Here is a 21961-nt window from a genome sequence, read left to right as displayed (position 1 = left end):
CGACACGAGACGCGAACGATTAGAGGGTACCGGTGTTTGACATTGAAATCGCATCTTCTAATGTAGTCATCGCAACAAGCCCTCGTATCCCAATTGGCAGAGGAAACGGATTCAAAACCCGTCCAGTGTGAGTTCGAGTCTCACCGAGGGCACCACGGAACCGCCTGTTAACAGGCGGTTCTTTCGCATTTCCAGACTGCTCTCTACCATGACCGCGCCACCCCCGTACTACCCCGCGGAGCGGCGCAACCGTGCTATCCGAACCGCGTGCGATGATCTGAGTCATGAGTGCGCTTAGTGACTTCCTCTCGCAGCCAGGCTTCTGGTGGGGTGTGCCGTTGGGTGCTGTTGTCGCCGGGACCATCGGCCCCTTGATTACTGCTCGGTCCGTACGCGCCAGCGACCGCCGCAAGGCAGAGCAGGATGAGCGGATGGACGATCGCAAGGCTGAGCGAGAAAACCGCCAATCAAATCAGAAGATCCTCCGCGAGACCGCCACCGCATTCGGTGAAGTGTGCTCGGCTGTTATCGAGAAGGCGATCGATCCGAAGGGCGTATTCAACGCAATTAGAGACGCAGCGCTGACGGCAGGGGGAATGCCAGACAGCAAGGAACTAGAGAAGCTTGAGTTCGCAACCGATCTGCTTGACGAATCGAAGAAGATCACGACGGCCTACAACAACCTAAGAGTAGTTGCCCCAGTAGCGGTCCTGCATAAGGCGTCCGCGTTGAACGCCGCGATGATCGCGCTGACACAGGCAACGACGATGCCACTGGCTCGACCTCCGTTGATGCAGAAGGCGGGTGAGGCGTTTGAGGATTTCACGAACGCCGTGCGCGCTGAACTGGATCTTGAGGCTTTCACCGCCGAGGACGCCGAACGTTCCGCAACCAGCTACATGGACACCCTGAAGAAGCATGTGAACGACTACATTGCGGAATCGCGTGAACAGGCTCGCCGCCTTGGGTTCATCGAGCCTGGATCGGTCGGTGTTCCTGCTGGCAGCCTAGAAGTTACAGAACCGGGTTCCATTGCAGTGACCTCCATTACGGCTGACGACCTAACCGACGACCACGTCGGCAAGTTCCTCGGATGCCATGATCCGGAGTTTGGATTCAACTATGGAGCCGAGATTGTTGAGGTCCGGCGAGATGAGGAATCAGAACGACCCGGAGTCTTGTTGCGTATCGTCCATCCACCCTTTCCAGGTGCAAGGCCCGGTCGCGTTGAGCAGATGCGCCTGAGGTTCACCGACAAGCTTGAACTCGTGGATCTACCGTCCGAATAGCTGGATTACGTTTGAGGCCTTCGGTTCTCGAGCAGGCGCCGGCACCCCTTCGGTGTCCTGCAGCGGGTACCGCTGGTCGCGACCGGGAATCATGCGCAAGCCTTGGTAGGCAGGATTCGTGTGTTGACGGAACGCGACCGGGTTCAGTGAGGAGTTCGGCCCGCCGATCGCGACGACCGCAATGTAGCCCTGCGGCACAAAGTAGCTGGGGATGATCCAGGTTGGTCCATATGATCCGAGGACTTCGAGTCCGCCGAACTCACCGGGCGCTATCTGCCCGACGACGTTCTCGGGGGTCAGGTAAGCCGGGGCACTAGCTGACGGGATGAAATCGAACTTGCTTTCTAAGCCGCCACTTTCGACCCCTGCTCGGAACGTGCTGATCGCCTCGGCGTCGGACGGATGGCACAACACAAGGAGACGCGTGTTGCACTGATGCCGAATCCCTTGGATCGAACCTGATTGATTCCATCCACCAGGTCGCCTGGGTCCAGCACTGCGTTTCCACTCGCCAGGTAATGAGAATTACTTACCGGGAACTCCTTGCCCGCATGGGGCGGTGGCGCCATGCCATCGCTACCATTCCAGAGCCCAAAGGCTCGGTGCCCGTGCTCATTCAGTCCTTGAACGGGATCGAATAGTCGCCGCAGCAGCGTTCCCGTGACCTTGCGGTTGTCGGCTTCTAGTGCGCTGTTGATACTTGCCTGAACTTGTTCAGCCGACGCCGCACGCAGAAACTTCCAGGTCATTCGCGAGGCGCGATCGAAATCCTTAAAGTCGTATCCGAGAATCAACGCATCTGGGTTGCTGTGCATCCCTTGCGGTTCACCAAATTCCGACGCCTCCTCGAAGTTCTCGGTGGCGATCTGTTGCGGGATCGCATCGCCGATCGCGGTTGTCGGATAGCTGATCAATGAAGCCAGGGCGGAGCGCTCGCGGTTGTAGAGCGCCATCGCAGTCGCGGCCTGGTTCCAGATGCTGTTGAGATCGATCCCGTCAGCCGTCTGATTGACAAGAACGTCACCCTCAGTGGAATAGCCGGAGTCGGCACCACACGCGAACAACGCAGTCAGTTCGGTACGACCGGGGCGCGAGGGGTGCGGGCGTGAGTTCCAGGGCCGGGTATCAGTTGGACGAATCGTGGTCATTGCTTGCTCCAGTTTGGTGATCTGCGAGGAATCGCTATAAGACGGGCGATGGAACCGAGCACCTGCTCTGGTTCCGGAAAGCCGGTCTCCGACCGAACTGAAATAGGGCGCGGGACTGCCGCGCATGAACGGAATGTCAATCCCCGGCCCCTGACCGGGAATGTGTACATGCGGCTGGGCCTGCCCTTGCGGTGCCGTACCGGGTGCCAGGTTAGCCCGTAATTGTTGCCCAGCGCTACCTTGCCGCGCGCTACCCCCGCGCTACCCACAGGCGGTGTGTCAACAGTGCGCTGGGGGTGGCCGTAGGCGCTCAAAAGATAGTCATTCTAGCCTCCTACCAGCAGTGTTACCGAATTTGGTAACCAAGTTGCCGCTGGCCGCGACTCTCGGAGAACAGCAGACCATCCGTTTTCAAAACCCGTCCAGTGTGAGTTCGAGTCTCACCGAGGGCACCACCTGCCGCAGTTGGCCGTACCGCAAGGTTTCGGCATTCGGCTGTACCCCAGATCGACCGCAGTTAGATTCGATCCATGAACGGTCGTCGCCTGATTGCTCTGCTCGGAGCCATATCTGTTTTCGCGCTGCTCCCCGGGTGTCAGACTGACGACCAATCCGACACTGCCGGCGAATCCAACACTGCCGGCGAATCTTCCACCCAGACCGTCCTCGATGCTGCAACACAGACAGGCACCCTTCAGGTCGGCACTCCCCCGATCGATGCCCTACCAACCGAGATCTCCACGCTTGCTCCGCTCCCGAACGACACGGAGATCCCTTCACCGAATCCGCGCGTCGACGTGACCGAGATCGACGTGACCGATCACGATGGTTTCACCCGAATCACCTACCGATTCGACGGAAATGGATCAGTGTTCTGGAAAACCGAATATGTCAGCGAAGCAATCCGAGCGGGTGACAGCACAGTCGTGGACGTCGGAAGTCGATCGATACTTCAAGTCGACCTGATGGGAGTCCAATCGGATTCGTCGCTCAACTCCGTATCTCACGAGGGCGAAAACATCACGCGCATAGACAGTGCGGCCAGGAACAGTGCGATCCTGCAGTCGTTTGTCGGCACGGTCGACACCCGTCCGGCATACACCGTATCGACATCCGATTCACCGTCCCAGTTGATGATCGACATCCCCACGGCAGACAGCTGACTGTCGAATACCCAATTGCGCGCTCAGCTCAGCCATTCCAGCGCAGCGGTGCTCGACGCGGTAATTCGGTTATCGAGGGGCGGATGAATACTCCGTCTCGAAACCGAGGTCTCACAATCGATCCGAGGCGATTGCTGGGTCCGGTCCAACACGACTGTCATGATTCTCACTACATGCCCGAACTCTCACTACATGCCCGAACTCTCACTGCATGCCCGAACTTCCGCTGCTCGAACTGCTGCTGCCAGTGTTTGTTCCAGCAGGACGGCAACCGTCATGGGGCCGACGCCACCCGGCACCGGTGTGATCGCACCGGCATGTGCGAGTGCGGCGACGTACTCCACGTCTCCGACGTTGCCCTCGTTGTACCCCGCATCGATCACCACTGCCCCAGGCTTGATCCACGCCCCTTTGATCAGTTCCGGAACACCGACGGCCGCGATAACGACGTCTGCCGAGGCGACGTGGGCGGCCAGGTCGACGGTTCGCGAATGGCAGTACGTCACCGTTGCGCCTCGACGCAGGAGGAGCATTCCCATCGGCAATCCGAGTATCGGGCTTCGGCCGACCACGACAGCATGCTTTCCGGTGAGTTCGACGCCTGTGGCGTCGAGCAGGCGCAGGATGCCACTCGGTGTACATGATTCGAATCCCCCACCGGTCAACGCCATTGCCGCGAACGCTGCCGAGGTAACGCCGTCGACGTCTTTGTCGGCCGAGATGGCATCGAACGCAGCCCGTTCGTCGATGTGGCCTGGCACCGGGTGCTGCAGCAGTATGCCGTCGATCGAAGGGTCCGCCGACAACGCTCTCAGCACGTCGACTAGTTCTTCGGTGGTTGTACTCACCGGGAGTTCGACCGTCCGCGACGTCATTCCGACGGCGACAGACCGTTTGGCCTTCATCTGTACATACGCCTTCGAGGCCGGGTCCGCTCCCACGATGACGGCGGCCAGGCAAGGAACGTGCCCCGTCTCATCACGAAACTGCCTCGTGCGCACTGACAGGTCCGCGAGCGCAGCATCGGCAATTGCGCGTCCGTCGATTATTCGAGCGGCCACGTTCTGGCTGGGCAGATTTTCGGTAGACAGATTTTCGGTAGACATGAATCCCCCTTCACACAAGATGTGTGAAGCACCCAGGCGGTCGATGCCTCGCGATGTGCACTCCCCGGTGGTAATTCCCACCCGCGCCAGTCGTGCGTGGTCAGCGTACCGCGCGTTTGTCTCACTGCCACGAAACGCATCCGGAACGCCGCTCTCAAAACGAGACAAATCGACATAACCTATCAATAGGTAACGATCTGACCTGCAGTTATTCCATCCCAAGCAATTAGATGGCACGATGGGGGCAACCGCACGGGCACCAAGCATTGGAGGCACCGATGGACAACGGCAAGATAAACCTGACCTATGACGGTCGGGTGTCACTGAGCTTCCAACTGGCAATTCCGCACGCACCGGACAAGGTCTGGAAAGTGATAACGGAACGCGAATACCTCGACGCCTGGTTCCCGGCGGACGTCGATTTCAATCTCACTCCAGGCGCGGATCTGCTGTTCAAAGTGACCCCGGAACAAGTCGAGCGATTCGGACTGCCCGCAGATCACGTGACGCGCGGGACGGTCATCAGCGTCCACCCGCACCGAATTCTCGAATTCCTCTGGGACGCAGATACTCTGCATTGGGAACTGGCACCGGACGGCACCGGCGGTTGCTGGCTGACCCTCACCCACACGATGGAAGACGAAGAGTCCGCGTACGCCCACGCCGCCGGCTGGCACGCGGGCTTGGAAGTTGTTGCGGCCCAACTCGATGGACGCGAAGTCGACTGGTCTCCGTGGGACCGCGCCGACGAACTCTCACCGCAATATCGCAAGTCTGCTTGATTCTGGGCCCGAGTTCAGTCTCGGGCCCGCATCTCATTCCCCTTTACGCGGGAAATGCCTGATCATTCCTTCTTGGACCACCGTCGCCAACAGCAGTCCTTCCACCGAGAAGTACCGTCCGGTTGCCAGACCGCGCGAACCTGCGGCGACCGGCGATTCGGTGGCGTACAGAACCCAGTCGGCGAACCGGAACGGGCGATGGAACCAGATCGAATGATTGACCGTCGCCGCGACGATACGATCATGACCCCAGGACAAACCATGAGTGGTCAGAATCGAATCGAGCACGGTGGTGTCGGACGAATATGCCAGCGTCGCAGCGTGAATGAGCGAATCGTCCGGCAGATCACCGTCGGGGCGCATCCACACCCGATTGTGGTTGAGTTTCTCGCCGGTGCCCTTGAGGATCCACGCCGGATCGTTGGCGTACCGCATGTCGATCGGCTTGAGCGCCGCACTGAAATGCGGCAGTTTTTCCTCGTACCCCACCAGATGATCGCCGATGGGAGGCAACGACTCCGGAAGTGGAACATCCGGGATCTCGACAGCATGGTCGAGCCCCTTGCCGGAGTCCTGGAACGCCGCGAGCATCACGAACAATTCGTTCTCACCCTGATAGGCAGTCACCTGACGGTTGGCGAATGCCCTCCCGTCACGATGACGCTCCACCCGGTACTCGATAGGCGCCTTCACATCTCCGCCCCGAATGAAATGGGCGTTCACGGCATGGATGGGGCGATCACCGTCGACAGTCCGTCCGGCGGCCATCAGTGCCTGAGACACCAATTGACCGCCGAACGTCCGCGAACCTACCTGTTTCGGGTGGTATCCACGGAACGCGTCGTCACCGATCTGCTCCAGATCCAACAGACCGAGAAGAGTACCGAGGTCGGTGGACGCGTTCGCGTGGGTCACTCAGTGGTCCTCTTCGCCGATACGGTGGACGTGAATGAGGTTGGTGGAACCGACAGTTCCCGGAGGGGATCCGGCAACGATGACCACGAGGTCTCCCTTGACGTACCGCCCGAGGGAGAGCAACGCACTGTCCACCTGACGCACCATCTCGTCAGTGGTGGCCACCGCATCGACCAGGAACGTCTCGGTTCCCCACGTCAGCGTCAGCTGACTGCGCACCGCAGGCAGCGGCGTGAAGGCGAGCAACGGCAGCGGCGTGTGCAGACGAGCCAGTCGACGCACCGTGTCACCGGACTGAGTGAACGCAACCAAGGCCTTGGCGTCGAGACGTTCGCCGATGTCGCGTGCTGCGTACGAGATGACTCCGCGCTTGGTGCGCGGGACGTGGGTCAACGGTGGGACACGGGTTGATTCGTTCTCGACGGCCTCGACGATGCGGGCCATGGTGCGAACGGTTTCCATGACGTACTTGCCCACCGAAGTCTCGCCCGAGAGCATGACTGCGTCGGCGCCGTCGAGAACGGCGTTGGCGACATCGGATGCCTCTGCACGAGTGGGACGTGAGTTCTCGATCATCGACTCGAGCATCTGCGTCGCGACGATGACCGGCTTCGCGTTCTCACGAGCAATCTGGATTGCGCGCTTCTGAACGAGCGGGACCTGCTCGAGCGGCAACTCGACACCGAGGTCACCGCGGGCGACCATGACGGCGTCGAACGCGAGCACGATGGCTTCGAGATTGTCGATGGCCTCGGGCTTCTCGAGCTTCGCGATGACGGGAACGCGGCGCCCGACTCGATCCATGATGGCGTGAACCAATTCGACGTCCGCCGGTGAGCGAACGAAAGACAGTGCAATGAAGTCGACACCCAGCTTGAGAGCGAACTCGAGGTCGGCGATGTCCTTGCCCGACAGGGCTGGAACGGAGACGTTCATACCGGGCAGTGAGAGGCCCTTGTTGTTGCTGACCGGACCGCCTTCGGTGACCCGACAGACGACGTCGTTGCCGTCGATGGACGTGACGACCAGGCCGACCTTTCCGTCGTCGACCAGCAGTCGATCGCCGGCCTTGGCGTCGCGCGCCAATTCCTTGTACGTGGTCCCGACGCGATCGTGCGTTCCCTCGACGTCGTCGACGGTGATACGAACCTCTTCACCGTTGGCCCAGGTGGTCCGCTCGTCCTTGAATCGGCCGAGGCGAATCTTGGGCCCCTGAAGGTCGGCGAGAACACCGACGGCCTTTCCGGTGGCGTCCGACGCGGCGCGGACGCGAATGTAGTTTTCTTCGTGATCGGCATGCTCGCCGTGGCTGAAGTTGAGGCGCGCCACGTCCATGCCGCTCTCCACGAGCTCACGGATGCGGTCGCCAGAAGCTGTCGCAGGTCCAAGTGTGCATACAATTTTTGTCCGTCGGTTCACGGCTCGAGCCTAGTCGCTACCCCACCGCACTTCTATCCGGCATTTGCGACCTGCACTTTCTGTACTTACTCGATTCAGTTGGTCAGCTCACGAACAGCGGAAATGCCTTTGGATGAACCGGAGCCGGAAGCGCCGACTCGCCTGTGAGAAACACGTCGACGGCACGTGCGGCCGACCGTCCCTCGGCAATCGCCCAAACGACCAGCGACGCCCCGCGATGCGCGTCGCCGCAGACGAATACGCCGGGTGTCCGGGTCTGCCACCCGACATCACACTCGATTCTGCCGAGTGGATCGGTGCCGACATCAAGGTCGGTGAGCAGTGGGGCGGTTTCGACGCCGTCGAAACCCAGAGCGAGCAGGACCATCTCGCACACCAGATCCGTCGCGTCGCCGGTCTCCACCAGGGTCCGTTGTCCGTCCTTCGCTCGTGACACGGCTACCGGAACCATCCGGATTGCGCGGACCGCACCCCCACCGTCGTCGAGAAATTCCTGCGCCGCCCATCGGAATCGTTTGTCACTGCCCTCCTCGTCTGCCGGCGAGCTGCGTAGGACCCGCGGCCACAACGGCCATGGGTCGCGATCTCGATCGCGGCGTGCCGGAGGTGGGACGTGGTAATCCAATTCCGTCACCGAGAGGGCGCCTTGGCGATGCACCGTGCCGAGGCAGTCGGCGGCCGTGTCGCCGCCACCGATGATCACGACGTTCTTACCTCGCGCCGAGATGCTCGACGCTCCGTCACCCTCGCATTCGTGGTTGGCCGCACGCAGGTACGTCATCGCACGATGGATTCCGCGAATACTACGACCCGGTACGTCTGTGTCTCTGGCACGGTCAGCCCCGACCGCCAGGACTACCGCCTCGAATTCCGTCGAGAGGTCGTGTGCGCTCACGTTCACTCCGACGGCGCAGTCGGTGACGAATCTGGTCCCCTCGGCGGTCAGTTGTTCCAGCCGCCGGTTGATGAGGGCCTTGGGCAACTTGAATTCCGGAATTCCGTAGCGAAGCAGTCCCCCGATCCGATCGCTCCGCTCGAACACCGTGACACTGTGTCCGGCTCGTGTCAGTTGTTGAGCCGCGGCCAGTCCCGCCGGTCCCGACCCGACAACCGCAACACGGTTTCCGCTGTGAACTACCGGTGCCTGCGGCCCCAACCAACCCGACTCCCAGGCGTTGTCGACGATTGCCTGTTCGATGCGCTTGATGGTGACACCCCCCGACGTGTGCTCGTCGTCGAGTGCGAGAACGCACGCCGTTTCGCACGGTGCGGGGCACAGATGTCCGGTGAACTCGGGGAAATTGTTGGTGGAATGCAAATTCTCCGAGGCTTCGGACCACCGTCCACGCCGAACCAGGTCGTTCCATTCCGGAATGAGATTGCCGAGCGGACACCCCACGTCGGCCGAATGGCAGTACGGCACAGCGCAGTCCATGCAACGCGAGGCCTGTGCAGATACGTCTCGATTTCGCACGACGGGATCCAGCGACTCGTATACCGACGCCCAGTCACCGACACGCACATCGGTCGATCTGGTCGGTGAGCCGGATCGTTTCACGTTGAGGAACCCGCGTGCGTCAGGCATGAGCCGGCTCCACCAGTTCGTTCTGTTCCACGACCTTCCGGTAGTCGACAGGCAAAACTTTGGTGAATCTCGGACTCTGGCCAACCCAGTCGTCGAGCAGTTTTGCCGCCACCGGCGAGCCGGTCGCAGCCAAATGCTCGCCGAGAATTTCGACCAGCTGACTGCAATCTTCCGCCGAAGGTCGCTCCAGAACGACCATGTCGCCGTTGACCTTCTCTGCCTTCACGTCGAGTACGAAGGCAATTCCGCCCGACATTCCCGCAGCAAGGTTCCTACCAGTTGGGCCGATGATGACGACGCGACCCCCGGTCATGTACTCGCACGCATGGTCTCCGACGCCTTCCACCACAGCGACCGCGCCCGAGTTGCGCACCGCGAATCGTTCCCCGACACGCCCCCTCGCATAGAGCGCACCGCTCGTAGCTCCGTACAGCAGCGTATTGCCGGCAATCACCTGATCCTCCGCTACGAAGGGCGCGTCCTCACTCGGCCGAAGCGCGATTCGTCCACCGGAGAGCCCCTTCCCCACGTAGTCGTTTGCATCGCCGACGACGACCAGCGAGATGCCGGGCGGCAGGAACGCACCGAGTGACTGGCCTGCCGTTCCACTGAGCACGACGTCGATGGTGCCTTGAGGTAGCCCGACGGCGCCGTAACGTCTGGTCACCTCTGCGCCCAGCCTCGTTCCCACCGCCCGATCCGTATTGTGTACTGGCAGTTCGATATGCACGGGTCGAGCGTCCTCGAGTGAGTTCGCGGCGCACTCGATCAGGGTGCGTTCGAGTTCGCTCGAAACAGGTACACACGGCGGGTAGGCCGCGCCGGTCGGCGCGGCCGGAACGTCGAAGAGTGGTGAGAGGTCCAACGTGCGACTCTTCCAATGCGCCACCGCCGGAGACATTTCCAATACGTCTGCGTGGCCCAGAGCGTCGTCGATACTTCGAAACCCCAGTTCTGCCAACAAACGTCGTACGTCGTCGGCGATGAAGCGGAAGAGGTTCTCGACGTACTCCGGCCGGCCGGTGAATCGCTCTCGCAGTTCGGGATTCTGCGTCGCTACTCCGACGGGGCAGGTGTCGAGGTGACATACCCGCATCATGACGCAGCCGGCCGCGATCAGTGGCGCCGTGGAAAACCCGTACTCCTGCGCCCCCAGCAACGCGGCGACGACGACGTCCCGCGCCGTGCGCAAACCCCCATCACACTGGACGACGATCCGATCGCGTAACCCGTTGAGCACCAAGGTCTGCTGAGTTTCGGCCAGCCCGATCTCCCAGGGCGTACCAGCGTGGTGGATGGACGAGAGTGCCGCCGCCCCCGTCCCGCCGTCGTGACCGGAGATCAGCACCACGTCGGCGTGCGCTTTGGCCACACCTGCCGCAACAGTCCCGACTCCGACTGCGCTGACCAACTTCACGTGTATCCGCGCACGATCGTTTGCGCATCTGAGGTCGTAGATCAATTGGGCGAGATCCTCGATCGAATAGATGTCGTGGTGCGGGGGCGGAGAAATGAGCCCGACTCCAGGTGTCGAGTACCGGGTTTCCGCGATCCACGGGTACACCTTGGACCCCGGAAGCTGCCCTCCTTCACCGGGCTTGGCGCCCTGGGCCATCTTGATCTGAATGTCAGTGGCATTGACCAGGTAATCGCTGGTCACCCCGAAGCGACCACTCGCGACCTGCTTGACTGCGCTTCGACGCTTGTTGTCACGCAACCGCTCCGGTGACTCTCCGCCCTCACCGGTGTTCGAACGTCCGCCGAGAGCATTCATCGCAACCGCCATCGTCTCGTGCGCCTCGGCAGAGAGGGAACCGTAGCTCATCGCACCGGTGTTGAATCGAGCGAGAATCATCTCGACGGGTTCGACCTGATCGAGGGGAATCAGCTGACGAATCTCACGCCGAAATCGAAACAATCCCCGAAGTGTTCCGCCCTGCGCGCTCAGTCGATCGACTTCATCGCTGTAGCGACGAAACATCTCACTTCGCCCCGTCCGGGTCGCATGCTGAAGGAAGAACACGGACTCGGGTGTGAACACATGCAATTCACCACCGCGGCGATACCGGAACTCTCCACTGCTGCTCAACTGACGATGCTGCACCGTACGATACGTGGCCGCGTGACGCATCAGAACTTCTCGCGCGACTTCGGTGATACCGATCCCGCCGATCCGACTCCGTGTGTTGCAGAAGTATTCGTCGACCAATTCTCGGCCCAAGCCCACTGCCTCGAATACCTGTGCGCCCGTGTAGGAGTGAACCGTAGCGATTCCCATCTTCGACATCACTTTGAGCACGCCGGAATTTGCCGCTCTCAGATAGTTGTCCGATGCCATTTTCGAATCTATCCCGGGAAGTTCGTCTTGCTCGCTGAGTGCTTCTACCGATTCGAGAGCAAGATAGGGGTGGACAGCCGCCGCACCGTAGCCGATCAGCAGCGCGATGTGATGAACTTCGCGCGCGTCACCCGACTCGACGACGAGGGAAACCTTGGTTCGCAGGCCATGACGAACCAGATCGTGGTGCACGGCAGATACTGCGAGCAATGACGGAATGGGAGCCTGCTCAGGGCCCGATCCACGGTCGGAGATCACCAGAATCTCGATTCCGGCTGCGGCGGCCGTTCGGGCGGACTCACGAAGCCTCTCGACGCCTTCGCCGAGACTGCCTCTCGGATCGAAACCTCCCCGTAGGACAGCGCTTCTCGGAGTTCTTGCGCCGCATAGTTCGGCGACCTTCGCCATCTTCCCCGGTCCGATCACCGGTTTATCGAGAACAATCCTTCGGCACGACAGCGCCGACGCTTCGAACAAGTTCTGCTCAGCGCCGAGGGTGACACCAAGCGTAGTGACGACTTCCTCGCGAATCGCGTCCAAAGGCGGGTTCGTCACCTGAGCAAAGAGCTGGACGAAGTAGTCGTACAACAGCTTCGGCCGATCCGAGAGAACGGCGAGAGGTGTGTCGACTCCCATCGATCCCAACGGCTCCGATCCTGAGCGAGCCATTGGAAGGAGAACTTCCTGCAAGTCCTCTGCCTGGTATCCGAAGAGCAGCTGCCTTTGCAACAGCGGAGCCGGATCGCCTCGAGCAGGCGCCGACTCGGGGATTTCCTCGAGATCGACCAATCCCCCGTCGACCCATTCCCGGTAGGGGGCTGTGCTCGCGAGTTCGGATTTGATCTCCGCATCGGAAACGATGCCACGGCGAGCGGTGTCGACGAGGAACATTCGACCCGGTTCGAGGCGCCCCTTCTCCAACACCTCGGACGTCGGAGCGTCGAACACACCGCTCTCACTCGCCAACACGATACGGCCGTTCCTCATCCGCCACCATCGCCCTGGGCGAAGACCGTTGCGATCCAACACCGCCCCGACAACAGTGCCGTCGCTGAACGTCACGGACGCCGGACCGTCCCATGGTTCCATCAGGCAAGCGTGAAATTGGTAGAAGGCCCTCATCTCGTCTGGCATCGAAGAATCGTTCTCCCAGGCACCGGGAATCATCATCGCGATGGCGTGCTGCACACTGCGGCCCCCGAGCGTCAGAAACTCGAGCACTTCGTCGAACGACGAAGAGTCGGATCCACCCGGGGTACAGATCGGAAACATGCGATCGATGTCCCCACCTAAAAGTGCGCTCCGCAACATCGGCTCGCGAGCGCGCATCCAATTCCTGTTTCCCACAATCGTATTGATCTCGCCGTTGTGAGCGATGCAGCGATACGGCTGAGCAAGTGACCACGACGGAAAAGTGTTCGTGGAGTACCGACTGTGCACGACCGCCAAGGCAGTTCGCATTCGGGCGTCGCATAGGTCGGTGAAGTAACCGGGTAACTGCGTCGGCGTGAGCATGCCCTTGTACACGATGGTTCGGGCGGACAACGAGGGGAAATACACCGCATCATCGGCCGAATGAATTCGCTCGACTTGTCTCCTGAGCGCGAACACTCGTCGGTCCAAGGCAATTCCGCCCACACTGCGATCTCTTGGCTCGGCGCACGTCACAAAACATTGACTGATGTACGGAGCGCACTGCGCGGCAACGGTTCCGACGCAGTCACGGTCGACTGGGACCTCCCGCCACCCGATAATCCGCAGTCCTTCTGCCGCTGCGTACCGGTGTATCCGAACTACCGCGCGCCCACGTGCTTCCTGATCCACCGGGAGAAAGCAGTTTCCGGCTGCGTAGGTGTTCTCACCCATCGCGTTGGGTGGTGGAAGCTCGAACGCGGTCACCGCGTCGAAGAATTCCGTCGGCAGCTGAAGAAGGATGCCCGCGCCGTCACCACTGTTGCACTCGCGCCCGACCGCGCCACGGTGGGTGAGATTGGCCAGGACCGCGAGCGCCTCGTCGACAATGGAATGCAGGTGACGTCCAGAGGTGTCTGCTACTACGGCTACACCACATGAATCGGTTTCCTGATCGGGGTCGTACAGGCCTCGAGGATCAGGTATTCGAGAAAACGGCACTCGGCGACCTCCACACGGTCATGCAGCCGACGTTCGTTAGTTTATCAGCACATAACCGCAGGTCGCGAGAGAAAAGTGTGACCCCCTGACGACGAGCGTCAGGGGGCCACAGTTCCGAACATCGTTTTCGATCAGCTACGCAAAGGTCGGTTGTACTGATCGCGCACACTGCCGGTCAACATCATGATTCCGTCGATGAGCGGCCAGATGCCACCGATTCCACACGTCAACCAAGTGACCGCGATCTGTGCGACAGCCATGCCGGGCTGGTTGAGGTAAAAACGTCCTGCTCCGAAACCGCCGAGCAGAATGCCCAGCAATCCGGCGGTCGTCTTCGACTTGTCCGAATACGGTTCGCCGGTCATCGGGTCACGTCCGTACGGTGCGGACGGGTCGACAAGGCCGAAGCCAGGCTGAGGATAACCCTGACCTTGAGGGTATCCCTGCGCCTGACCGTAACCGGGCTGCGAATATCCAGGCTGGGGGTAGCCCTGCTGCTGACCGTAATTCTGGCTTCCCTGCGGCGGAGCGGCGGGGTAGCCCTGCGGCGGAGCCGCGTAGGGATTCGGAGTCTGATCTGCCGGCGCACCGTAGACGGGACCGTCCGTCGGGGTTTGGGTCGGCCTCGAGTAGTCCGGCGCCGGATAGTCGGTCGCCGGATAGTTCTGGGCGGCGTAACTTTCCTGCGACGTGTACGGCGCCGTGGGCTGATTCGGGGTGGAATCAGAATCGGCAGAGGGGAACGCTGTAGTCGATTCGGTTCCGGTCGGCGGCGGGTAGATGGGGTGGTTTCCCCAGCCCGGGCCGTTCCCGACTCCCGAATACGTGTCCCAGCCTGGACCGGTGCCGGTGGTCTCCGTCGACGGAGTCTTTTCCGTTGGCGCCGAGGTTTCCGTCAACGACGCATCCGCCGTCGCGTCGTAGTCGAACGGCGACCCGAACTGGGGTGGAACCGGCGGCTGCGATCCTGACGAGTCCCCCGACTCGGACGGTTCCGGATTCTTGTTCAAGTTAGGCAACGTACTTTCCTTCGATTCGACGACGGTACGTGATCGTTTTTGCTATTCGGCCGCGAGAAGGGTTCGACCTTCGCGAGGCCGGTCCCCCACACATCTGTCTTCGCGGTTCATCCTCGCGGTTCATCCTCGTAACGGCCGGCGAACACCGTCCCGCGCATTGCCCGAAAGTATCACGATGCCGTCGACGAACGCCCAGATCCAAATTCCGATGGCAAATGGAATTCCGATGAGGAACGCGGACATGAACAGCGCGAAGAACATGCCGAGCAGTTGGCACAGTCCGATGCCGACGCTCCCGATGTAAAGACGACCGACTCCACAGATTCCGAGGAAGCCCAGCAAGATCTGCAACAGTCCAGCTGTAGCTTTCGACTTGTCGGAATACGGTTCCCCCGTTACCGGGTGCCGACCGTACGGCGCATAGGGATCTCCGAACCCGTACATCGATGGAGCGGGCGGTGGCTGCTGATATCCGTACGGATTGGGCGCGCCGTAGACCGGTCCCTGATCCTCGGGGAACCCCCCTTGCGAATAGGGACCTGTCACGGCTTGTCTTTCTTCGACAGCTTCACCGCGTCCGACGACTCATCCGACGCTGCCGTGGAGGCGCTTGCCTCACTGGAAGCGGATTCAGCAGCATCGGATTCAGAATCTTCTGCGTCGGCGCCTTTCGCGTCGGCCTTCGCCGAATCAGTTTCGGTAACTGGCGCCGCGACTCCTGCTTCACCGGCAGCTACAGCAGCGACGTAGTCCTTGGACTTCAAATCAGCCGGATCCTCACGACCCTTCTTCGCCAGGAAGAAGTAGGCCAGTGCGGCGAAGAACACGATCCCCGAAGTGAATGTGTTGACTCGAATGCCGGCGATCTCGTATGCGAAATCGTCGCGCATCAGTTCGACGACAAACCGGCCCAGGCAATAACCCGCGACGTACAGAGCAAACAGGCGTCCGTGACCGATCTTGAATCGGCGGTCGACGAGGACCAGCAGGATCACGATCAGGACGTTCCACACAGCTTCGTAGAGGAACGTCGGGTGAACGACCCGAATGACTTCTCCGTTGGAGACACCTGCCAGTTGATCGAGCTGGCCGGAGGAGTTCACACGCTCGAAGATCTCGAGGCCCCATGGGACGGTGGTCTCGCGACCGTACAACTCCTGGTTGAAGTAGTTGCCGATACGACCGATGGCCTGCGCGAGCAGGATTCCGGGCGCAATCGCATCACCGAGCGCGGAAACCGGAATGCCGCGTCGACGGCAGCCGATCCACGCACCGATGCCGCCGAGGAACACAGCTCCCCAGATTCCGAGGCCTCCCTGCCACACCTTGAGTGCATCGAGAGGCTGACCGTTCTCGCCGAAATAGGCGGGCCAGTCGGTCAATACGTGATAGAGCCTGCCACCGATCAGACCGAACGGAACAGCCCAGATCGCGATGTCGAGAACGGTCCCCTTCTCGCCGCCGCGGGCGACCCAACGACGATCTCCCCACACGATCGCGACGATGATGCCGAGGATGATGAAGAGCGCGTAGGCGCGCAGCGCTACCGGTCCGACGTACCAGACGCCTTGGGGCGGGCTGGGGATATAGGCCAGTAGGTCCACAGTTGAGGTCACGACGCCACGGTAGCCGAGCGGACGCCCTCGGCGAGTTCTTCGGTGAGCGAGCGAACCGCTCCCAAGCCGTTCTCGACCGCGGAGACCAGAGCCGAGCCGACGATGACGGCATCGGCGTATGCCGCGATTTCGGCAGCTTGTGCGCCGGACCGAACACCCAATCCGACGCCGACGGGAATGTCGGAATGCGCGCGGATTCGTGCGGTCAGTTCCGGAGCCATCGACGACACGGCGTCGCGAGCGCCGGTGACACCCATTGTCGAGGCCGCGTAGATGAATCCACTACTCACGTCGAGTGTCATCGCGAGCCGTTCTTCCGTCGAGGACGGGGCGACAAGGAAGATCCGGTCGAGGTGGTGCTCCTCGGATGCTTCCATCCAGGCGCCTGCTTCTTCCGGAATGAGGTTGGGGGTGATGAGTCCGAGCCCGCCGGCAGAAGCGAGGTCTCGTGCGAACTTGTCGACGCCGTACTGCAGTACCGGGTTCCAGTAGGTCATCACGACGGCCTTGCCGCCGACCGAACTGATCTGCTCGATCACGGTGAAGATGTCGCGAAGGCGAACGCCGTTGGTGAGTGCGGTTTCGGCTGCACGCTGGATGGTCGGACCGTCCATGACCGGATCGGAATACGCGACACCGACTTCGATGATGTCGCAGCCACCGTCGACCATCGCCTTGAACACGTCGATCGATTCGGGAACGGTCGGATAACCGGCAGGCAGGTAACCGACGAGGGCGGCACGCTTGTCAGCCTTGCACGCTGCAAAGGTGGGTGCGAGGCGTGATGGTCGTTCGCTCACTTGTCCGAGCCTTCCGTGTTGTCGTTCTGGTCTGCTGCATCAGCCGGAGCGGTTGCCTGACTCGAGGCGCCGTCGAAGAGACCGAACCAGCTTGCGGCGGTGTCCATGTCCTTGTCACCGCGACCGGAGAGATTGACGACGATGATCGCGCCCTCGCCGAGTTCCTTGCCCAGTCGGAGCGCGCCGGCAACGGCGTGGGCGGATTCGATGGCCGGGATGATGCCTTCGCGGCGCGAGAGCAGCAGTAGAGCATCCATCGCTTCGCTGTCGGTGACGGGTTCGTAGGTGGCACGCCCGATATCGCTCAGGTAAGCGTGCTCGGGTCCGACGCCCGGGTAGTCCAGACCAGCAGAGATCGAGTGCGATTCGATGGTCTGACCGTCTTCGTCCTGGAGCAGGTAGGAGTAGGCACCCTGGAATGCGCCAGGGGTACCGCCGGCGAACGTTGCTGCATGCCTTCCGGTTTCGACACCGTCGCCGGCTGCTTCGTAGCCAACCAGCCGTACCGACAGATCGTCGATAAACGGGTGGAAGATTCCGATTGCGTTGGAGCCGCCTCCGACGCAGGCTGTGACTGCATCGGGCAGGCGGCCGGTCAGTGCCTGAACCTGGACGCGTGTTTCGAGGCCGACCACTCGCTGGAAGTCGCGAACGATGGTGGGGAACGGGTGCGGGCCTGCCGCGGTACCGAAGCAGTAATAGGTGTTGTCCGCGTGGGAAACCCAGTCGCGCAAGGCTTCGTTGATCGCGTCCTTGAGCGTGCGCGAACCGGTCTCGACCGAGACGACCTCCGCGCCGAGCAGGCGCATGCGTGCGACGTTCAGTGCTTGACGTTCGGTGTCGACAGCACCCATGTAGATGACGCACTCGAGACCGAGCAGTGCACAGGCGGTGGCCGATGCCACACCGTGCTGGCCCGCTCCGGTCTCGGCGATGATGCGGGTCTTGCCCATACGCTTCGCCAGCAGAACCTGACCGAGAACGTTGTTGATCTTGTGAGAACCGGTGTGGTTCAGATCTTCACGCTTGAGAATGATGCGCGCACCACCGGCGAACTCGCTCATTCGTGTTGCCTCGAAAATCGGCGACGGACGCCCGGTGTAATCGCGCTGCAAGCGATCGAGTTCGTTCAAGAACGTGTCGTCCGCGCGAGCCTTTTCGTACTCCGCAGTGACTTCCTCGATAACCGCCATGAGGGCTTCCGGCACATGCCGTCCGCCATAGACGCCGAAATGCCCTCCGGCATCCGGGTCGTGAGAGCGCTCGGTGAGTCCCGCGCTGGCCGGCGGCAGATTGCCGCCCTTGAATACTGCACCGGAGCCTGGTTCCTGAGTACGTGAAGTCACCCCACCAGTCTGCCCCAACGGTGTCGCTGGTCACCGCCCGGGTGCATCAAAGCACGCCGGGCGGGTGAAGCGCTTTATCGAGACGGTTTGGGGCAGGACGGGTGTGCACCGGCATTGACCAGATCTGCGACGGCCTTGCGAGGGTCGCCGCTGGTCACGAGGCCTTCACCGACGAGCACTGCGTCGGCGCCCGCACCGGCGTACGCCAACAGATCGGCAGTTCCGCGAACACCCGATTCGGCGATCTTGATCGTCTCGGTCGGCAGACCGGGAGCAATGCGACCGAAGGTGTTCTTGTCCACCTCGAGGGTTTTGAGATTGCGCGCGTTGACACCGATCACCTTGGCGCCGGCTTCGAGCGCGCGGTTGGCTTCTTCCTCGGTGTGCACCTCGACGAGGGCAGTCATTCCCAGAGATTCGGTGCGATCGATCAGCGAGGCGAGCGCCTGCTGTTCGAGTGCCGCGACGATCAGCAAGATGACGTCGGCGCCGTGAGCGCGAGCTTCGTGAATCTGGTACGGCCCCACGATGAAGTCCTTGCGCAGCACCGGAATGGTGACCGCTTTACGGACTGCGTCGAGGTCGGCCAACGAGCCGTGAAAACGGCGCTCTTCGGTGAGAACACTGATGATGCGTGCGCCACCGGCTTGGTAAGCCGCGGCAAGCTCTGCGGGATCGGCAATGTCGGCCAGCGCACCCTTTGAGGGGCTCGCTCGCTTGACCTCGGCGATGACGCCGATGCTCGATTCCAGAAGTGCTGCTGCAGCATCGAGTGCAGGCGGTGCAGCGGCCGCAGCAGCCTTGACTGCAGCGAAGTCGAGTACGGCTTCGCGGGCGGCGACATCAGCGCGCACCCCGTCGAGAATCGAGTCGAGTACGGTCATCGTGGCCCGAATCCTTTCTGGGCAAGAGCCCGATGTGAGATACGTCATCAGGGTGGTCTCAGCCTAGTGGGACGAAATTTTGCTACTCCGCCGGGGTACCCACGCAGGTGAGGGTTCAGTCTTACTCAGTGCGACGACCCCGGTTTCGCACCGTTGCCTCCCCCAGCTCCGTCGTCCCCGTCAGCCACTGTCGGGTCCTCTCCGGCATCGAGCGCGTCCCACAACATCCGTTGTGTCACAGGCTCGTCCGACGCGGGTGTGTCTCCCTGACCGAGCTTGGCTGCAGCTTCGCGGCGGGCGGCAGGGTTGTCGTACTTCGACGACAACCCGCCTCGCACTGGAGGTTTGCGCATCAGAAGTACTGCTGCGCCGAGCGCCGCCACCGCTCCGAGCAACGCAAGCAAGGCAGGCAGTACCGAAACAGTCGTCGAGAGATCTTCCGGGTGACCGGACAACTCGGCCAACTCCACCGCTCGGTCCGAAGAGGCTCCGGACACCAACAACTGCACCGCCGGAACCGCTACCGCGACGGCGACGAGTGCCACCAACAGTCCGACCACACGAAGGGCCCAACCTCGCACCGCGAACGACGCCGCGATCGCCGCCAGAAGCGCGAGCGCGAGCGGAGTCATCGCCGCCGCCCAGGTGCTGCCGTCGAGGTCCGTCGTCCGCTCCAGCGTCTTGCCGTCGCTCGAGGTCAGATGAACCCACGTCATTCGTGAGCTGCCCCACAGAGCTGCTGCCGACAGTGCAAGCAAAAGCGTTCTCGGCACAGCGGTGCCACGAGAAGCCCTTGTAGGCTGCTCCGCTGCAATCGACTCGTTCTCACTCACTGATCGTCACCTCCGATGGTGCGCAGGGTGTGCGCCGACGCGATGGCGCTCAGCACTGCCATCGCCTTGTTGCGGGCCTCGGTGTCCTCGTAGACCGGATCCGAGTCGGCGACGACGCCGGCGCCCGCCTGGACATATCCGATCCCGTCCTTGATCAATGCCGTTCGGATCGCGATCGCGGTGTCGGCGTCGCCGGCGAAGTCGAGGTAGCCGACGATGCCGCCGTAGATACCCCGCCTGGTGGGCTCGAGTTCTTCGATCAGCTGCATCGCACGCACCTTGGGTGCCCCTGACAGGGTTCCAGCGGGGAAGCATGCGGTGACCGCGTCGAGAGCGTGCTTTCCCTCGGCCAGATGACCGGTGACAGTCGATACGAGATGCATCACGTGGCTGTACCGCTCGATGTGCCGGTAGTCGTGCACCTTCACCGTGCCCGGGCGACAGACACGACCCAGATCGTTTCGCCCCAGATCGACGAGCATGAGGTGCTCGGAGTTCTCCTTCTCGTCGGCGAGGAGGTCCTTCTCGAGCAGGATGTCGTCCTCCTCTGTGGCACCGCGCCATCTGGTTCCAGCGATCGGGTGTGTTGTCGCGACGCCCTCGGCGACGGTGACCAGTGCTTCAGGGCTCGAACCGACAATCGAAAACGCCGTCTCTCCATCACCGTTCGGCACGTTGAGCAGATACATGTACGGACTGGGGTTCGACGCGCGCAGCATCCGGTACACGTCGATCGGTGCTGCAGTGCAATCGATCTCGAATCGCTGCGAGAGAACTACCTGGAATGCCTCGCCCGCTTCGATGTCGCCGATCAACTTTTTGACGTCGACACCGAAGCTCTCGGTGGTGCGTTGACGACGGTAGTTCGGAGTCGCTTTCGAGAATGTCGACACCGTCGATTTCGCCGGCGCCGCGAGAGCGCGAGTCATCGCGTCCAACCTGGCGACCGCGTCGTCGTACGCCGTGTCGACACGCTCGTCGGTGCCGTCCCAGTTGACCGCATTGGCGATGAGGGTGATCGCCCCTTCGTGGTGATCGACAGCGGCGATGTCGGCAGCAAGCAGCATGACCATCTCGGGTATCTGCAGGTCGTCGACCGCGGAGTCACCCAATCTCTCGAGGCGCCGCACCGCGTCGTAACCGAGGAATCCGACCATTCCGCCGGTCAGCGGGGGTAGGTCGGGAAGTCGCTCCGAACGAAGTAGTTCGAGGGTGGCACCGAGTGCATCGATCGGGTCACCGCCGGCCGGAGCACCGGCCGGAACATTGCCGTACCAAGCCGCCTCTCCGTCCACGACGGTCAGTGCAGCCGGACTCCCGACGCCGATGAACGACCACCGCGACCACGAACGACCGTTCTCGGCCGACTCGAGCAAGAAGGTGCCTGGACGATTGCTGGCCAACTTCTCGTACGCCGAGAGCGGAGTTTCGGAGTCCGCCAACACTTTCCGAGTGACCGGAACGACCCGGTGCTCAGCTGCGAGGGCACGGAACTGCTCCCGAGTGGTGGTGGAATCGGACGCGTCACCGACGATCGCGGTGTCGGACGACCGTGCGGACATGGAGGTGGGCTCGCCGTGCATGC

17 protein-coding genes, 1 tRNA gene and 1 riboswitch are annotated in these 21961 nt (G+C 61.8%); of the genes, 4 read left to right on the top strand and 14 right to left on the bottom strand.

The annotated features are described in order from the left end of the window. The first annotated feature begins 78 nt into the window (after positions 1-78). A tRNA-Leu gene (locus RE4_RS21940) sits at positions 79-155 on the top strand. A gap of 129 nt (positions 156-284) precedes the next feature. Beyond that, positions 285-1289 carry a hypothetical protein gene (locus RE4_RS21935; protein WP_060939344.1) on the top strand — a complete coding sequence of 335 codons (1005 nt, stop codon included), beginning with the start codon at positions 285-287 and terminating at the stop codon, positions 1287-1289. A gap of 344 nt (positions 1290-1633) precedes the next feature. Here RE4_RS21935 and RE4_RS21930 read toward each other — a convergent pair whose 3' ends face one another. Continuing rightward, entirely contained in the window at positions 1634-2437 is an 804-nt protein-coding gene (locus RE4_RS21930; protein ID WP_238077146.1) for a hypothetical protein, read from the bottom strand. A 530-nt stretch (positions 2438-2967) separates the two neighbouring features. On the opposite strand from RE4_RS21930, the gene RE4_RS21925 reads away from it, so the two are divergent. Further along, complete coding sequence (locus RE4_RS21925; protein WP_060939343.1) at positions 2968-3600, top strand: AMIN-like domain-containing (lipo)protein; 633 nt, start codon at positions 2968-2970, stop codon at positions 3598-3600. 188 nt (positions 3601-3788) lie between these two features. Here the strand turns inward: RE4_RS21925 and RE4_RS21920 are convergent, their stop codons facing one another. After that, positions 3789-4706, bottom strand: coding sequence for a bifunctional 5,10-methylenetetrahydrofolate dehydrogenase/5,10-methenyltetrahydrofolate cyclohydrolase (locus RE4_RS21920; protein WP_060939342.1), 918 nt, complete (start codon positions 4704-4706; stop codon positions 3789-3791). 23 nt (positions 4707-4729) lie between these two features. Next, a riboswitch (ZMP/ZTP riboswitch) is annotated at positions 4730-4810 on the bottom strand. A gap of 174 nt (positions 4811-4984) precedes the next feature. On the opposite strand from RE4_RS21920, the gene RE4_RS21915 reads away from it, so the two are divergent. Further along, entirely contained in the window at positions 4985-5488 is a 504-nt protein-coding gene (locus RE4_RS21915; protein WP_003944006.1) for an SRPBCC domain-containing protein, read from the top strand. A gap of 33 nt (positions 5489-5521) precedes the next feature. On the opposite strand, the gene RE4_RS21910 is transcribed toward RE4_RS21915, so the two are convergent. The 12 genes from RE4_RS21910 to RE4_RS21855 all read right to left on the bottom strand — a co-directional run bounded on the left by RE4_RS21910 (position 5522) and on the right by RE4_RS21855 (position 21959). Continuing rightward, complete coding sequence (locus RE4_RS21910) at positions 5522-6403, bottom strand: acyl-CoA thioesterase (RefSeq protein WP_060939341.1); 882 nt, start codon at positions 6401-6403, stop codon at positions 5522-5524. Further along, positions 6404-7822, bottom strand: coding sequence for a pyruvate kinase (gene pyk, locus RE4_RS21905; protein ID WP_003944038.1), 1419 nt, complete (start codon positions 7820-7822; stop codon positions 6404-6406). An 82-nt stretch (positions 7823-7904) separates the two neighbouring features. Further along, positions 7905-9407: a glutamate synthase subunit beta gene (locus tag RE4_RS21900; RefSeq protein ID WP_046378638.1), complete on the bottom strand. Its 1503-nt coding sequence runs from the start codon at positions 9405-9407 to the stop codon at positions 7905-7907. Beyond that, positions 9400-13878 carry a glutamate synthase large subunit gene (gltB, locus tag RE4_RS21895; protein ID WP_060939340.1) on the bottom strand — a complete coding sequence of 1493 codons (4479 nt, stop codon included), beginning with the start codon at positions 13876-13878 and terminating at the stop codon, positions 9400-9402. Before gltB ends, RE4_RS21900 begins: the two co-directional genes overlap by 8 nt. A 131-nt stretch (positions 13879-14009) precedes the next feature. After that, positions 14010-14888, bottom strand: coding sequence for a TM2 domain-containing protein (locus RE4_RS21890; RefSeq protein ID WP_060939339.1), 879 nt, complete (start codon positions 14886-14888; stop codon positions 14010-14012). A 129-nt stretch (positions 14889-15017) separates the two neighbouring features. Further along, a complete protein-coding gene (locus RE4_RS21885) occupies positions 15018-15443 on the bottom strand; it encodes a TM2 domain-containing protein (RefSeq protein WP_019748655.1) in 426 nt (141 codons plus the stop codon). Continuing rightward, positions 15440-16513, bottom strand: coding sequence for a prolipoprotein diacylglyceryl transferase (gene lgt / locus RE4_RS21880; protein WP_019748656.1), 1074 nt, complete (start codon positions 16511-16513; stop codon positions 15440-15442). Before lgt ends, RE4_RS21885 begins: the two co-directional genes overlap by 4 nt. Further along, positions 16510-17313, bottom strand: coding sequence for a tryptophan synthase subunit alpha (gene trpA / locus RE4_RS21875; RefSeq protein WP_060939338.1), 804 nt, complete (start codon positions 17311-17313; stop codon positions 16510-16512). Before trpA ends, lgt begins: the two co-directional genes overlap by 4 nt. Beyond that, complete coding sequence (gene trpB, locus RE4_RS21870) at positions 17310-18659, bottom strand: tryptophan synthase subunit beta (RefSeq protein ID WP_019748657.1); 1350 nt, start codon at positions 18657-18659, stop codon at positions 17310-17312. Before trpB ends, trpA begins: the two co-directional genes overlap by 4 nt. Positions 18660-18733: 74 nt before the next feature. Beyond that, positions 18734-19543 carry an indole-3-glycerol phosphate synthase TrpC gene (gene trpC, locus RE4_RS21865; protein WP_003944016.1) on the bottom strand — a complete coding sequence of 270 codons (810 nt, stop codon included), beginning with the start codon at positions 19541-19543 and terminating at the stop codon, positions 18734-18736. A gap of 125 nt (positions 19544-19668) precedes the next feature. Then, positions 19669-20376: a TIGR02234 family membrane protein gene (locus RE4_RS21860; RefSeq protein WP_127159987.1), complete on the bottom strand. Its 708-nt coding sequence runs from the start codon at positions 20374-20376 to the stop codon at positions 19669-19671. Further along, positions 20373-21959, bottom strand: a complete 1587-nt coding sequence (locus tag RE4_RS21855; protein WP_060939337.1) for an anthranilate synthase component I — start codon at positions 21957-21959, stop codon at positions 20373-20375. Before RE4_RS21855 ends, RE4_RS21860 begins: the two co-directional genes overlap by 4 nt. Positions 21960-21961 lie beyond the last annotated feature (2 nt).

The sequence above is a fragment of the Rhodococcus erythropolis NBRC 15567 genome (genome assembly GCF_001552595.1).
In the GTDB taxonomy this organism is placed as follows: Bacteria; Actinomycetota; Actinomycetes; order Mycobacteriales; family Mycobacteriaceae; genus Rhodococcus_F; species Rhodococcus_F erythropolis.
The sequence above is the reverse complement of the archived record's forward strand: the minus strand, read 5'-3'. Positions and strand labels throughout refer to the sequence as shown.